Genomic DNA, 15,689 nt, shown 5'->3' with positions numbered 1-15,689 from the left:
GCGGGCCGTAGGGCCGGCATCCCTGCGGCCTTGCCGGCGGGTTACGTCTTTCTGACCACGAATTAAGCGGTACCGCCCGCCAGGTTGTGAGCATGATCCGGCCACGGGGGACGGGTCATGCTGCCACAGATTTCAGCGTCATTGATAATTTTGGCTTGTGCCGGGCAGGCAGCTCTTGAGCCGCCGGAATTCGGGGCCGAGATCCTGCGTCGGCATGCGTCCTTTCTTGCGTCGGACAGTCTAGAAGGCCGTGTGACCGGGTCTGCCGCCAATCGGCGGGCCGGCGATTACATCGCCGCGCAGTTTGCTGCAGGCGGGTTGCGGCCGCTTACAGGACTTGATGGATTCGTGCACGAGGTGCCGTTGAACCGTAACTTGCCGGGCGACATCTGGCTGGAAGCCAATGGCGTCAGGATTACCGCGTTTTCGGATGTCAGCTTTTTCGGCTTCCGCAGCACGGACGGCCCGGTGGAGACCGCGTTCCGCTTTGCCGGCGCCGCGTCTGCCGGAGAATTGTCCGGCGTACGTCCCGGCGATGTCATCATCACGTCGATTCTGCCCGGCGGTTCGTCACGCGTTATGCCGATTGCGACGCAGACGGGTGCATCCGCCATGGTTTACGTTCTTCCCGAGGGCATGGAGACCACCATTACCGAACCTGAGGCCGGACCTCGGGGAATCCAATACAATGATGTCATTCCGACCTTCTTTATATCCGAACACACCGCGCGGGAGCTTTGGGCCGATTACGATGCCGCTCGAATTGGCGATGTACGCCGGGTGACACTGAATATTGAACGGATTTCGGGAGACTTCGAAGCCCGCAACATTGTTGCCATGATTGAAGGGGACGTCTTTCCCGATGAACTCGTTGTCGTTGCCGCACACTACGACCATCTTGGAGTGCGAGGCGGCGAAATCTACAATGGTGCGGACGACAATGCGTCAGGCACTGCAGCGCTGCTCGCGCTGGCGGAAAGCTGGAGCGCGCGGGCCGGGGCCGGCGATGCGCCCGACCGCACTCTTGTGTTCGCCGCTTTTGATGCCGAGGAATTCGGGAATCTCGGCGCTCTCGGCTTTGCCGACGCCGAGCTGCTCGACCCCGCCCGGATATCCGCTGTCATCAATATGGATGGTATTGGCCGCCGTGAACCGGGACGCGACGACGATTATATCTATGTCGTGGGCACCGGCGTTCATTCGGATGCATTGCCGGTCTGGGTGGCAGAGGTGGACGATGCGTTGCCGGACATTAGCGTGGACAACCGCCTCGATTCCGGAAGGGATCTAGCCAATTACTATTCACGGTCCGACCACTGGGCGCTGGCGCAGCAAGGCGTGCCCGCCGTCATGTTGTTCGCCGGATTGAATGAGGACTACCACGCGCCAACCGACGATGTGGCAGCACTTGATTTTGACTTGCTCGCAATACGGACGCTGTATGCGGATGCGCTGATCGCACACATCGCCAACGCTGAGATTCAGGTGCCGCGGCGCGATCCGCCACCGGATTTCGTTCGATAATCCTTCGTGAGGGCTATAGCCACTCGACTTCGAGAATTTCGTAGGATTTCAGGCCGCCCGGCGCATTGACCTCGATGACATCGCCGACTTCCTTGTTGATCATCGCCCGCGCGATCGGCGAGGTGATCGAAATCTTGCCGGCTTTCACATCGGCTTCGTCCTCGCCGACGATCTTGTAGACGGCCTCAGCGTCGGTATCTTCATCGACCACTTTGACGGTCGCACCGAACTTCACCGTTTCACCGTCCAGCTTGGTGACGTCGATGACCTGCGCGCGCGCTAGCTTGTCCTCAATCTCGGCGAGGCGGCCTTCGATCCAGCCCTGACGTTCCTTCGCGGCATGATACTCGGCGTTTTCGGACAAATCGCCGTGCTCACGAGCTTCCGCGATCGCCTGGATGACAGCCGGACGCTCGACGGTTTTGAGGTTTTTCATTTCTTCGTCGAGGGCTTTGTAGCCTTCGGCGGTCATCGGAATTTTCGTCATGTTCGGATACTTCGCAGTTCAATCTGCAGGCAGGTGATCAGGTAGAGTAGGATTGCAATGCGCGCGGTTCAAGCGCGCCATCATCAATCTTCTCAAGTGATCGCACCGCCGCGATCGCCGCCGATGCCGTCGTATAGCAGGGCACTTTCAGTTCGAGGGCGGTTCGGCGGATCGAATAACTGTCTTTGTGAGACAACCGGCCTTCGGTGGTATTCACGATCAACTGAACGTCGCCATTCTTGATATCGTCCACAATGTGCGGCCGGCCTTCATACACCTTATTGACTGTGCGCACCGGAATGCCCGCGGCTTCGAACGTTTTCGCCGTGCCTTTGGTCGCCAGAATTTCGAAACCTAGCTTGGCGAACGCCCGCGCCGGCTCGATCATCAGCGGCTTGTCGGTCTCCTTCAGCGAAATGAATACCGCGCCCTTGCGCGGCAGGTTAACGCCCGCAGCCAGCTGCGATTTTGCAAAAGCCGACTCGAAGGTTGTGTCGATCCCCATCACCTCGCCGGTTGACCGCATCTCGGGGCCCAAGACGGGGTCGACGCCCGGGAAGCGTGCGAACGGCATCACCGCCTCTTTCACGGCGACGTGTTTAGGAGCCGGCTTCTCGAGTTCGAATGCTGCGAGCTTGACGCCAGCCATGACCTTGGCAGCGATCTTGGCCACCGGAACGCCGATCGCCTTGGCGACGAACGGAACCGTCCGTGAAGCGCGCGGATTGACCTCCAGCACGTAGATCGTGCCGTCTTTCACCGCGAACTGGACATTCATCAGGCCCTTCACGCCGATGGCTTTCGCCAACGCTACCGCCTCGGCCTCCAGTTCGGCGATCATCTCCTTGGACAGCGAGAATGGCGGCAGCGAGCACGCCGAATCGCCCGAGTGCACACCGGCTTCCTCGATATGCTCCATGATGCCGGCGACGAACACGTCCTCGCCGTCACAGATCACATCAACATCGACCTCCTCGGCATTGTCGAGATAGCGGTCGACCAGCAATGGCGTCGATCCCGACACGACGACGGCCTCGCGCAGATAGCGCTCCAGCCCCTCGCGGTCGCGCACGATTTCCATCGCCCGGCCGCCCAGCACATAAGACGGGCGCAGCACCAGCGGAAAGCCGAGGCGTTCCAGAGCCGCCATCGCTTCCTCCTCCGAGCGCGCGATCTCGTTCGGCGGCTGCTTCAGGTCCAGCTTGTCGAGGAGCGACTTGAAGCGCTCCCGGTCCTCGGCAAGATCGATGGCATCAGGCGCCGTACCGAGGATCGGCACCCCGGCCGCTTCGAGATCGTTCGCGAGTTTCAACGGGGTCTGGCCGCCATACTGGACGACGACACCGAGCAGCTCGCCCGCCTGACGTTCGGTCTCGATCAGCTCGAGCACGTCTTCCAGCGTCAACGGTTCGAAATACAGCCGGTCGGCGGTGTCGTAATCCGTCGACACCGTCTCCGGATTGCAATTCACCATGATCGATTCGATGCCTTCTTCCTTGAAAGCAAAAGCGGCATGACAGCAGCAATAGTCAAACTCAATGCCCTGGCCGATCCGGTTCGGACCGCCGCCCAGGATGATCGCTTTCTTGCGGTTCGTGGGTTGAGCCTCATCGTCCGCAGGCGCCCCCATCGGCCCTGTCTCATAGGTCGAATACATGTAGGGCGTTACGGCTTCGAACTCGGCCGCGCAGGTATCGACCCGTTTATAGACCGGCCGGATCCCGAGCTTGCGGCGTTTCGCGCGGACTTCCGGCTCGCTCTGGCCGGTCAGCCTGGCCAGCCGTGCATCGGAGAAGCCGTCGGCTTTCAACGCGAGCAAGGCGTTCTTGTCATCCGGCAAACCGTTGGCGCGGATGCGGTCCTCGGTTGCGACGATTTCGGCGATCTGGCGCAGGAACCAGGGCTCGAAATCGCAGGCCGAGTTCACTTCCGCGATCGTCAATCGCTCCCGGAAAGCTTGCGCGATGATCCGCAGCCGGTCCGGGGTCGGACGCGACAGGGCGGCGAAAATCGCTTCGCGGCGCGCATAGGCGTCGGGCGCTTCGGCCAGCCCTTCAATCTCGATCTCGTCGAAGCCGGACAGCCCCGTCTCGAGCGACCGCAGCGCCTTCTGCACTGATTCCTTGAAAGTCCGGCCCATGGACATGGCTTCGCCGACCGATTTCATCGAAGTGGTGAGAATGTTCTCGGCGCCGGGATATTTCTCGAAGGCGAAGCGCGGGATCTTGGTGACGACATAATCGATCGTCGGCTCGAAGCTCGCCGGGATCGCGCCACCGGTGATGTCATTGCCGATCTCGTCCAGCGTATAGCCGACCGCCAGCTTGGCGGCGACGCGCGCGATCGGAAATCCGGTGGCTTTCGATGCCAGCGCGGACGAACGCGACACGCGCGGATTCATTTCGATGACCACCATGCGGCCGTCGGCTGGATTGACCGCGAATTGCACGTTCGACCCGCCGGTTTCGACACCGATCTCGCGCAACACCGCGATCGATGCGGTCCGCATACGCTGGTATTCCTTGTCCGTCAGCGTCAGGGCAGGGGCGACCGTGACACTATCGCCAGTATGCACGCCCATCGGGTCGACGTTTTCGATTGAGCAGATAATGATGCAATTGTCCGCGCGGTCGCGGACCACTTCCATCTCGTACTCCTTCCAGCCGAGAAGGCTTTCATCAACCAGCACCTGGCCGGTTGGCGAGGCGTCGATACCGGCGCGGACAATGGTCTCGTATTCATCGAGATTGTAGGCCACACCGCCACCCGTGCCGCCCAGCGTGAAAGCCGGCCGGATGATGGCCGGCAGTCCGATCTGCTCGATCGCCTCCAAGGCCTTGATGACACCTGCGGCCCGATCGTAACCGATGATACGATTGTTCTCGTCGCGGATTTTCGGCGAGGAGATCACGAAGGCGCGCGGATTCTCCAGTCCGATCTTGTCCATCGCCTCGCGGAAGCGCTCGCGGTCTTCCGCCTTGTCGATCACATCGGCCTTAGCGCCGATCATCTCGACGCCGTGCTGTTCCAGAACGCCGCGTCTGTCGAGCTCGAGCGCACAATTGAGCGCCGTTTGCCCGCCCATGGTCGGCAGAAGCGCGTCGGGCTTTTCAAGCGCAATGATTTTTTCGACCATTTCCGGCGTGATCGGCTCGATATAGGTCGCGTCCGCCAGCTCCGGATCGGTCATGATCGTCGCCGGGTTGGAGTTCACAAGGATAACCCGGAATCCCTCTTCCTTCAGCGCCTTGACCGCCTGTACTCCGGAGTAATCGAACTCGCAGGCTTGGCCGATAATGATCGGTCCCGCGCCAATGATCAGGATGCTTTCAATGTCGGTCCGCTTCGGCATGCCGGTCCCGTTTTTCTGTGCGCGCAAAGAGACCGCCGGGCAGGGCGGCGGCGATCTGGCGTCCGGTTGTCGTGCTAGGAGGCGGTCTTAGACCGGATTCGCGTCCTTGGCGAGGGGGCAACCGCTATTCGATGGCGGCCAGCTCGCGGACCATGTTATCGCGCGCCTGAGCGCCATAAGTGTCCTCGAAATAGCCAGTCTGAAAAATGCGGTCTTGGGCAAGCGCGTGGCGCAAAAACTTGGTCCGGCCGGCCCGGAATATCGGGGCCGGCACCAATCGATACTCCTTCCGGACCGCGGCCAGATAAGCATTATAGATGTCCGCCGGCGCGCCCAGGATGGAGAAGTCGGCATCGAGGAAAAAAGCGTCGTCACGATCGCGGCCACCGCTCTGGTGCTGTGCGGTCGCCCGGATGAGCGTACCGACGCGTTCGATCAAATCGGGCGCTATTCCGGCGGCGGACAGCCGCTTTTCGGCCAGCGCCGCGCTCTTGGCTTCATTGTCAGACCGCAATGGCCGGTAGATGATGTCGTGATACCAGATGGCGAGTTCGATGCGCACCGGCTCCACGAGCTCCGTCCACACCGGCTGCAACACATCAAACAACGCCTTGAGGTGAGCCAGCCCGTGATAGTGCCGATGACGCTCGCTGTGCCGCTTTACGATTTCAGCGAACAGGTCTCGCGACATTTCGGGACTGACCGCCAGCGTGTCGGCGGTGTGCTGCCAGCGCTTTTCGAGTTCACCGATCATCGCACGGTCAGCTGCCGCCAGAGTTGCGGCTGAACACCGTCGACGAGGCCCGCCACTCTATCGGAAATGAGCCAGTGCGCTTGCTCGTGGAGGAGCGGAATGACGACGCTTTGCGAGAGAAGACCGCGTTCCGCGAGCGAGTAATAAAGCGTCCCTTCGGCCGGATCGACCTGTCGGCGGGCGGTGCCGATCAGCTCGTTGAAGCGCTCGGTGTGCGGTGACGGCGTTTCGAACCAACCGGAATCTTCCGCGAATCCGCCCTCGGTAAACGGTTCCATCATGAAGTTTGGGTCGATCTTCAGCCCGCGATTGAAATGTGACAAGGCGGTGTCGAAATCTCCGCCATCGACCGCCGAATAAAGATCGACCGGTGCCGTTGCCAGCAACTCCGTCTCGATCCCGGCCCGGTTCCAATCGTCGGCAATGGCGATCGCGAGCCGTTCGCGTTCGCCGGACGTCGTGCGCAGAACGATCCGCGGTGCTTGGCGGCCCACCAGTCCGGCCGCGTCCAACAATTGCCGGGCCTCTGCCGTACCCGCTTCGCTGGCGCGGCCGGGCGGGATGATCCGTTCCGTTGCGGATGCCGTGCCGCCCATGATCTGCGCCGCGAGGAAATGCCGGTCGATCGCTAGGAACATGGCGCGTCTCACGGCAATATTGTCCAGCGGCACACGGCGGACATTCACCTTGAGATAAGTGAATTTCGGTGCCGGAAAACTGTGCATCCGCTCGCCCAGCTGGCCGCGCAGCAGCGGCACCTGCATGGCCGGCGGCTGTTCCACTAGGTCGAACTCGCCCGCCCGGAACATGCGGACACGTGTCGAAGCGTCATCGACAACTTCGACCCGTACAGCCGGCACGGCGGCCGGACGGATCGCCATGTCATTACGCACAAGATCGAAAGACAGTGCGCCTCGGCCGGTCAGCGTAAACGGTCCCGACCCCACAAAATGCTCCGGCCGCACCCAGTCATTGCCCTGGGCTTCGATAACATGCCGCGGAAAGGGATAGAATTCGCGCATCAGTAAGGGAAACACGCCCAGCGGTTGGGTGAGCCGGAATTCGACCACGTCCGGAGACGGCGCGGACACGCCCAGCTCGGCGGGTGGAAGCTCTCCCGCCAGTACAGCGAGCGCATTCTCGACGGCGTAGAAATCACCAAGCTCGCCGCCGGCCGTCGCCGGATCGAGGATCCGCTGCACAGACCAAACGACGTCTTCGGCGGTCAGCGGCGCACCGTCAGACCAGCGCAAGCCCTCCCGCATCCGGAACCGCCAGATCCGTCCGTCCTCGCGGCTGTACCAGCTTACGGCCAGTCCCGGCGCGAGTTCGAGCGTGTCGGCGTAATCCGTCAGCGGCGTGAACAGCTGCTTGTAGAGCAAGGCCGCGGCGGCAAATTGGCCGATCGCGGGATCCAGTGAGTCCGGAGGATTGGCGATGGCGACCCTCAGCAGACCGGCGGGTGCTTCGCGCCGGCCCGAGCATCCCGCGAGCGCTGCTATCGTCAATCCTGACAACAGAGCGGAGCGCCGGGTGAGCATCACCATAAGCCTCCGCTACACCGGTTCGACCAGGCGCGCCGGATCGGCGGCGCGTTTGGATGGCTCGACGTAATAAAGTCCGCCCGTATCCCATCGCTCGACGGCGCCATAATGCTTCATAGCATCCAGGGCCGTGTAATGGGTGATGATCGCCTTGCGCAACCGGTCCGGATTCTTGGCTACCGTGCCGCGATGCAATAGGCGCGCATGCCAGATCAGCACATCGCCCTTTTCGGCGGTGAAGTCGATCTTCTCGAGATTTTCCCGGGCGATCGCTTCCTCGAAAAAGGGCGTCAGCACCCGCTCGGAATGGATCGGCCAGGTCCGCATCTGCCGCACGGCTTCCGGCACGAAATTGAGGATTTTGCTCTTCTTGATATGCGGCCATTTATGTGTGCCGGGCACGAACTGAAACGGGCCGGAATCCGGCGTGATCGTATCCAGCGCAAACCAGCAGGCCACGTAGCGGCCGCGTACCTCATCCGGGTTGAGATAATCGTCCTGATGCCAGTCGCGCTGCGTCGTTTTCCAGCCGGTCAGGTTCAGATTCATCACCATCTCTTCGCCGATCAGAGAGGTGAGCTTGTCGACTAACGGTTTGTAGAGGCAAAGATCGCGGATCTCTGGCACCGCCATATAGGGCGTTTCATCGTCCCATCCGCCCGGCGCCGAAACCGTTTCCCGCACCCGGCAATAGGCGTCGATGAGGTCGTTTGGGATGAAATTGCGCAGGATCAGATATCCATTCTCGCGCCAGTGCTTCTGATCGGTATCGAGCAGGCCTTCGTCAACCTCTTTCCGGTCGAGCGGCGGCAGCATGTTGTCGGACGGCGCTTCCTCGGCGATATCGTCCCATCGGATCGCGGCCTTGAACGGATTCTGGGCGAAAAACAGCAACTCTTCGTCATCGTTTTCGCCGCCTGCCAGCTGCGACCGCAGCGCGCCGAATCCGGCGGCTTTCGCCGCGCGTTCGAGGTTTTCCGGTGACAGGAACCAGCGGCGCACATTGGCGCCCAGCATGGGCCATTCCGGACCACGTTCGATGCGCGCGGCAGAGCCGAAATTCGGCGTCGATAGCATCAAGAGACCGCCCGGCTTCAGCTTGCGGCGGCAGGCTTTCAGGAACTCGACGGGATCCTCGCTGAAGCTGATCACGTCCAGAGCCGTGACGGCTTCATACGCATGGTCGGGAAGCTCGCTGACCTCGATCCGCGCCGCCTCGATGGGGGCTTTGAGGTGCCGCTCGCCCCAGGCCGCGATCGCCTTCCACGGATCCACGCCTTGAACTTTCCAGCCATGGGCCCGCGCATGGAACAGAAAATATCCGGGCCCCGAACCGACATCCAGCAAATGGCGGTCCCACGGGCCGGTCTTGACAATCCAGGGCGCTAAGTCCCGTGCCGCCTCTTCGAGCCGCTCATATTTGTATTGCAGGCCGTCGAGCTCGAGCGCCCGCCAATTGTCCAGAAACTGTTCCGCATCCAGACCGGTAAAATCGAAGGCCATACCCGGCACGCGTTGCGCCAGCCCGCAATCATCGCACGCATTGATGCCGGCTGTCTGTCCGAGCGGGATTTCGAACGGTTCGTAGACCGGTTTGAACGTCCCGCCACACGACGGGCAGGTCCGTTCTATATCCATCAGGCCGGCGCCTTCGAGAGTGAGGCGACGAAGCGGTCGAACACCGCAAAACTGTCTTGCGGGCCGGGACTGGCTTCCGGATGGTGCTGGACCGACATCACCGGTTTCGATTTCAGCCGGAAGCCGCAATTGGTGCCGTCAAACAAAGAAACATGCGTCTCGATGGCATCGTCGGGCAGGCTATCGAAATCGACCGCAAATCCGTGATTCATGGACACGATTTCGACCTGGCCGGTCTCGTGGTTTTTCACCGGGTGGTTCGCGCCATGATGGCCTTGCAGCATCTTCATCGTCCGGCCGCCGAGCGCCAGGGCGATCATTTGGTGACCCAGGCAAATACCAAGGACCGGAATGCCCGCCTCGATGACACCGCGGATGGCGTCGAGCGCGTAGGCGCCGGTGGCCGCCGGATCGCCGGGCCCGTTGGAGACCACGACACCGTCGGGCTTGAGCGCCAGCACATCGCCGGCCGACGCATTGCCCGGCACGACCTTGACCCGCGCACCCGCCGAAACGAGGCGACGCAGGATGTTGGCTTTCACACCGTAATCGAGCACCGCCACCAGAGGACCGTCCTTCGAACCCTTGGCGTGGCCTTCATTCCAGACCCAGTCACCCTCTGCCCAGTCGCTGCCGGCGTCCGACATGACGTCGGCGGCCAGTTCCCGGCCTTCCATCGCATTGGCGTTGCGCGCCTTGGCCTTGAGGTCGTCGAGATCGAATTTGTCGGACTTGGCATGCGCAATGACAGCCATCGGCATGCCGTGCTCGCGGATGCGCCGCGTGATGGCACGCGTGTCGACGCCGGATATCGCGACGATGCCGCGCTCCGCCAGCCATTCATCGAAACGGGCCGTGGCGCGGTAATTCGCCGGGTCGGTCATCTCCGCCCGCATCACCATGCCTGTCGCAGCGATCTGTGCGCGGCCGCAGGCTGCCTCTTCGTCCTCGTCATTGGTGCCGACATTGCCGACATGTGGAAAGGTGAAGCAGACGATCTGTCCGGCATACGACGGATCGGCCAGGATTTCCTGGTGGCCTGTCATGGCGGTATTGAAGCAAAGCTCGCCCACCGATTCCCCGGTCGCGCCGAGGCCGCGCCCCGCGAAAACCGTGCCGTCGGCCAACACCAGACGGGCGTAACCCATTGGTGACGGGGCTTGATTTTTTTGCGTCGTCGTCATACGAGCGCGCTCCTTGCAAAAAGAGGGCGGTAGTCGCTATCTTTTAGTCATTGATGGCGCGCGAAGCTAGGAGACGCGCCGGATTGCGTCAAGAAATCGCTTGAGCAGGAAAACATTTCAAAAACAATTGCTTGCAAAGAGTTGCTGAGCATTGAAGGTTTAGGGCACATGTCCATACGGGAAAGAATTTTGGCCGATCTGAAAACGGCGATGAAGGAAAAGGATGCCGTGCGTCTCTCGACGCTGCGCCTCGTTTCCACCGCTATCAAGGATCGCGACATCGCGGCGCGCGCGGAAGATCGCTGCCAGGGCTGCGAGGAGGGCGAGATCATGGCGATCCTCCAGAAACTCGCCAAACAGCGCGACGAAAGCGCCGAGACTTACGAAAAGGCGGGCCGGCTCGACCTCGCGGAGAAAGAGCGGGCCGAAGCCGGGATCGTGCGCGAATATCTGCCCAAGCCTATGGATGAGAGCGAGATCGACAAAGCCGCGCGCGGTGTGGTCGAAGAGCTCGGCGCCACCGGCCTGAAAGACATGGGCAAGTGCATGGGCACGCTCAAAGAGCGCTATACCGGCCGCATGGACTTCTCCCAAGCCGGTGCAAAGATCAAATCCCTGTTGACGAACGCGGCCTGACCGTCGCCAAGTCCGGCAGACTCGATTAGGCTGCGCGGTTTCGGCGGCTGGAAGACCCATGCGTCTGACTGACGATTTCAAGGATGAGATACGCGCCCGGATCCGTCTCTCGGATCTGGTCGGCCGCAAGGTCAGCCTGAAGCGGCAGGGCCGCGAATTCGCCGGCCTGTCGCCGTTCAAGAAGGAAAAGACGCCGTCCTTCTTCGTCAATGACGAGAAGCGTTTCTATCACTGCTTCGCCTCGGGCGAACATGGTGACGCGTTCGACTGGCTGATGAAGACGGAGGGCTTGTCCTTCATGGAAGCCGCCGAGCAGCTTGCCTCCCTCGCTGGCCTGCCGATGCCCAAGGCAGACCCCGAAGCCGCCCGCAAGGCGGAGGCGTCGAAATCGCTGGTCGAGTGGATGGAGGCGGCTCAGCGCTTCTTCTCGCAGCAATTGCGTGCCGCCGGCGGGGCGGATGCGCGCGCCTATCTCGAACGCCGCGGCTACGGGCCGAAGGAATGGGCCGACTATGAGATCGGTTACGCGCCGGATTCCCGCAGCGCCCTGAAGGATGAGCTGATCGCCGCCGGCGCCAAGCCCGGCGAGCTGATCGATTGTGGCCTGCTGATCGCGCCCGAGGATGGCGGCACGCCATACGACCGGTTCCGCGGCCGCATCATGTTTGCGATCCGCGACCCGCGAAACCGCCTGGTTGCGTTCGGCGGCCGCGCCATGTCGGCCAACGCCCGGGCCAAATATCTCAACTCGCCGGAGACCCCGCTTTTTCACAAGGGGCACAATCTCTATCGCTATCCGCAGGCGCGCCGCGCCGCCGCGGATCCGAAATCCGGTGCCCGCGGCCTGATCGTCGCAGAGGGCTATTTCGACGCCATCGCCTTCGACCGTGCGGGTATGGGCCATGCCGTCGCCCCGCTTGGCACCGCGCTCGGCGAGGACCAGCTGCGCCTCCTGTGGCGCGCAGGCGGCGAGCCCGTACTCTGCTTTGATGGCGATAGTGCCGGCCAGATGGCCGCCAATCGCGCCGCCGAGCGCGCGCTTGCGCTGCTCGAGCCAGGCAGGACATTGCGCTTTGTGTTTCTGCCGGACGGAAAGGACCCGGACGATCTCTTGCGCGAGGAGGGCGCCGCCGCACTCAAGGACGCGGTCGGCCGAACGCGGCCGCTGGCCTCCATCCTCTGGGACATGGAATTTGAAAAGGAACCGCTCGACGATCCCGATCGCCGGGCCGGATTTCGCAAGCGGATGCGGGCGCTATTATTCCGGATCGAGAACCCGGCGGTCCGCGAGGAATACCAGCGCGAGTTCGATCAGCGAATGGAAAAAGCGTTCGGCAGTGCTCGCCCCGGCGGACGGTCATTCGCCAAGCGCGGCGCTTCTCCGGGCGCACGGATGGAAACCAAACGTCTCGTCGAGGCCGGACCGGTCCCGACCCGCTTGCGTCACCTCATCCTAGCGGCCATCGATTATCCGGAGATTGCCGAAAACCAGGCAGAATTGCTGGCCGGGCTAGATTGCGGCCAGTTGGCCGGATTGCGCGATGCCATTCTCGATTTGCTGTCGAATGGCGCAGGCGAATCCGACGGTGGCCTGCGGAACATGCTTGTAAATCATGGGTTTGAGCAGCAATTACGCCGTCTGGACCTGGAGCGGCCGCCGATGCGGGCGGCGCTGGGCGGCGACACCGCAACTGCCATTCAGCGCGAAGAGGCTTGGACACGCCTCGCGAGCGATTATATGGAACAGTCGGGGATTCATAAGAAGCGGCAGGAAATGCGGTCTCGGCTCGCCGAGGAGATTGAAAACGATGATGCCGATACGCTGCGCGGCTTGATGGAAGAACATCGCCGCGGCCAGGCGAAGCGGCGCACGGTGAACGTACCGGAAGACGGTCAGGGTTAGCGAGCGGTCAGGCAGCCGCCGGACGGGAAATACGAGTAATGGCAACAAAGACGAAAACAGCAGCGGCAAATACTTCCGGCGAAACGCAACAGGATGGCCCGCTGCTGGATCTGACCGATCAGTCGGTCAAGGCGATGATCAAGGCCGCCAAAAAGCGCGGCTATGTCACGCACGACGAAATCATCAAGGTCCTGCCCGAAGAGGAATTTACCTCCGAGCAGATTGAGGACGTTTTGGCCCAGCTGTCGGAAGTCGGCGTCAACGTCATCGAGAGCGAGGACACGCCCGACGACGATGATGATGGTGATAAGTCGAAATCGTCCGGCGATGATGACGATAATGATGATGACAGCGACAGCGATAGCGACAGCAAAGCGGTCACCGCGAAATCATCGACGGCCGTTACCGGCCAGAATACGCCATCATCGGCCGACCGGACCGACGACCCCGTGCGCATGTATTTGCGTGAGATGGGCACAGTGGAACTGCTCTCGCGCGAGGGCGAGATCGCCATTGCCAAGCGTATCGAGGCTGGCCGCAATGCGATGATCCGCGGCCTGTGTGAGAGCCCGCTGACCTTTGAAGCCATCATGGTGTGGCGCGAGGAAGTCGCCGAAGGACAGGTGCTGTTGCGCGACGTGATCGATCTCGACGCGACCTATGGCGGCAAGAATCCGCAGCCGGACTATTCCGAGACCGGCCGTCCCGACCAGCAACCGGGCGGCAAGCCGGAAGACAAGCCCAAGCCGAAAATGCCCGAAGGGCATGAGGACAAGTCGAAGGACGATCAGACCGAAGGCGAAAGCGGCGACGATGATGACGACGATGAGGATGAGGGCGTCAACCTCTCCCTCTCGGCCATGGAAGCCGAGCTTCGCGATGAGGTCATGGAGACCCTGGACGCGATCGCGGCCGACTTCACTGCCTTCCGCAAGCTTCAGGACAAGCTCGTCAATGCGCGCATCGAGGGCAAGGATCTCACCAAGCAGAGCCGCGAAAAATACGAAGAGCTGCAGGCGCGCATCGTCAACGAGCTCAACAGCCTGCATCTCAACAATGCGCGGATCGAAGCGCTGGTTGAACAGCTTTATGCGATCAACAAGGAATTGATGGCGCTGGAAGGCAAGCTCCTGCGTATGGCAGACGCCCATGGCGTGCCTCGCATGGAGTTCATGGAAGCTTATTTCGGAAACGAAACAAATCCGAGCTGGCTCGACGATTTCAAGGGAAAGTCCAAAGCCTGGACGCGCTTCGTGGATCGCGAAGCCGACGATGTCGAGAAAGTCCGCGAGGAAATCTCCGACATTGCGCAGCGCTCGGGCGTGCCGGTCGATGATTTCCGCCGCATCGTAAAGGCTGTGCAGAAAGGCGAACGCGAGGCGCGTATCGCCAAGAAAGAAATGGTCGAGGCCAATCTCCGTCTGGTTATTTCGATAGCGAAGAAATATACGAATCGCGGCCTGCAATTTCTTGATCTGATCCAGGAAGGCAATATCGGCCTCATGAAAGCGGTCGATAAATTCGAATATCGCCGCGGTTATAAGTTCTCGACTTACGCAACCTGGTGGATACGCCAGGCCATTACCCGATCGATCGCCGACCAGGCCCGCACCATTCGGATCCCGGTCCACATGATCGAGACGATCAACAAGATTGTCCGCACCTCGCGGCAATTCCTGCACGAATTCGGCCGCGAGCCGACTCCGGAGGAGCTGGCCGAGAAACTCGGCATGCCGCTGGAAAAGGTTCGCAAGGTGATGAAGATCGCCAAGGAGCCGATCTCGCTTGAAACGCCGATTGGCGACGAGGAAGATTCGCATCTCGGCGATTTCATCGAGGACAAGAATGCGGTGCTGCCGATCGACGCCGCCATTCACGCGAATCTGCGCGAGACGACGACGCGCGTGCTCGCCTCACTGACCCCGCGTGAAGAGCGCGTGCTGCGCATGCGCTTCGGCATTGGCATGAATACCGACCACACGCTCGAGGAAGTCGGCCAGCAATTCTCGGTGACCCGCGAACGGATCCGCCAGATCGAGGCCAAGGCGCTGCGCAAGCTCAAACACCCGAGCCGCTCGCGCAAGCTGCGCAGCTTCCTCGATAACTAGGCCTGGCGCTCGCGTGCGGATGTGCGCGGCTTGCCGGGGCAGGAACAAGTGCGGCCCGTCGGAGTTCCCGATGGGCCGTCCGTTTTTGAAGCGGGAGAGACGCCATGACCGATATCACCATCCGCGCCGCGCGTCCGAGAGATGCCGCCGATATCGCGCGCCTGTCGAAGGAGCTGAACGAGGTGGTGCAGGACTCCACCGAGCACTGTACACCGGAATACATCAAGGCGACGCTGTTCTATCATGATGCCAGCTTCCACGTTCTGGTCGCCGAAAAGGATGGAGCGCCTGTCGGATATGCCGTCTGGCACGCCTATTATGACAGCGGCCATGGCGGGGCGGGCGCCTGGCTTGCCGAGGTCTGTGTCGGCCGCGAAGGCCGCGGCGAGGGCGCTGGCCGAGCCCTGTTCGAAGCAGTGGTCGAGGACGTCAAGGACAGTCCGGCGACCTTCATGATGTGGACCTCGTCAGAGACCGATGCCGCTGAAGGCCTCTATGAAAGCTCCGGCGGCAAGGCCAAGACGGTTCGCCGCTGGGAGTTGAACGGGCTCTAGGCCTC

The 15,689-nt window shown here is 61.7% G+C and carries 11 protein-coding genes; 5 read left to right on the top strand and 6 right to left on the bottom strand.

All coding sequences use genetic code 11. From position 1 onward, the window contains the following. The first annotated feature begins 117 nt into the window (after positions 1–117). A complete protein-coding gene (locus ACO08C_RS03725) occupies positions 118–1,524 on the top strand; it encodes a M28 family peptidase (protein WP_421787668.1) in 1,407 nt (468 codons plus the stop codon). Between the two features lie 13 nt (positions 1,525–1,537). On the opposite strand, the gene greA is transcribed toward ACO08C_RS03725, so the two are convergent. The 6 genes from greA to carA all read right to left on the bottom strand — a co-directional run bounded on the left by greA (position 1,538) and on the right by carA (position 10,483). Beyond that, complete coding sequence (greA, locus tag ACO08C_RS03720; RefSeq protein WP_421787667.1) at positions 1,538–2,011, bottom strand: transcription elongation factor GreA; 474 nt, start codon at positions 2,009–2,011, stop codon at positions 1,538–1,540. A 37-nt stretch (positions 2,012–2,048) separates the two neighbouring features. Further along, entirely contained in the window at positions 2,049–5,363 is a 3,315-nt protein-coding gene (carB, locus tag ACO08C_RS03715) for a carbamoyl-phosphate synthase large subunit (protein ID WP_421787666.1), read from the bottom strand. A gap of 124 nt (positions 5,364–5,487) precedes the next feature. Beyond that, the gene (locus ACO08C_RS03710; protein ID WP_421787665.1) at positions 5,488–6,117 is read right to left on the bottom strand and encodes a hypothetical protein; all 630 of its coding nucleotides are present in this window, start codon (positions 6,115–6,117) and stop codon (positions 5,488–5,490) included. Next, on the bottom strand, positions 6,114–7,664 hold the full coding sequence (locus ACO08C_RS03705; RefSeq protein ID WP_421787664.1) for a peptide ABC transporter substrate-binding protein: 1,551 nt from the start codon (positions 7,662–7,664) through the stop codon (positions 6,114–6,116). The genes ACO08C_RS03710 and ACO08C_RS03705 overlap by 4 nt, the downstream gene beginning before the upstream one ends. A gap of 9 nt (positions 7,665–7,673) precedes the next feature. After that, complete coding sequence (locus tag ACO08C_RS03700) at positions 7,674–9,299, bottom strand: phytanoyl-CoA dioxygenase family protein (protein WP_421787663.1); 1,626 nt, start codon at positions 9,297–9,299, stop codon at positions 7,674–7,676. Continuing rightward, positions 9,299–10,483, bottom strand: a complete 1,185-nt coding sequence (carA, locus tag ACO08C_RS03695; RefSeq protein ID WP_421787662.1) for a glutamine-hydrolyzing carbamoyl-phosphate synthase small subunit — start codon at positions 10,481–10,483, stop codon at positions 9,299–9,301. The genes ACO08C_RS03700 and carA overlap by 1 nt, the downstream gene beginning before the upstream one ends. 168 nt (positions 10,484–10,651) lie before the next feature. Between carA and ACO08C_RS03690 the strand changes: the two genes are divergently transcribed. The 4 genes from ACO08C_RS03690 to ACO08C_RS03675 all read left to right on the top strand — a co-directional run bounded on the left by ACO08C_RS03690 (position 10,652) and on the right by ACO08C_RS03675 (position 15,684). Continuing rightward, positions 10,652–11,119: a GatB/YqeY domain-containing protein gene (locus tag ACO08C_RS03690; protein ID WP_421787661.1), complete on the top strand. Its 468-nt coding sequence runs from the start codon at positions 10,652–10,654 to the stop codon at positions 11,117–11,119. Between the two features lie 58 nt (positions 11,120–11,177). Beyond that, a complete protein-coding gene (gene dnaG, locus ACO08C_RS03685) occupies positions 11,178–13,022 on the top strand; it encodes a DNA primase (RefSeq protein ID WP_421787660.1) in 1,845 nt (614 codons plus the stop codon). Between the two features lie 38 nt (positions 13,023–13,060). Next, entirely contained in the window at positions 13,061–15,130 is a 2,070-nt protein-coding gene (gene rpoD / locus ACO08C_RS03680) for an RNA polymerase sigma factor RpoD (protein ID WP_421787659.1), read from the top strand. 104 nt (positions 15,131–15,234) lie between these two features. Continuing rightward, a complete protein-coding gene (locus ACO08C_RS03675) occupies positions 15,235–15,684 on the top strand; it encodes a GNAT family N-acetyltransferase (protein WP_421787658.1) in 450 nt (149 codons plus the stop codon). Positions 15,685–15,689: the final 5 nt, after the last annotated feature.

The organism is Hyphobacterium sp., assembly GCF_965229905.1.
In the GTDB taxonomy this organism is placed as follows: Bacteria; Pseudomonadota; Alphaproteobacteria; order Caulobacterales; family Maricaulaceae; genus Hyphobacterium.
Note: the sequence above shows the minus strand (reverse complement) of the source record. Positions and strands in the feature narration are given on the sequence as shown.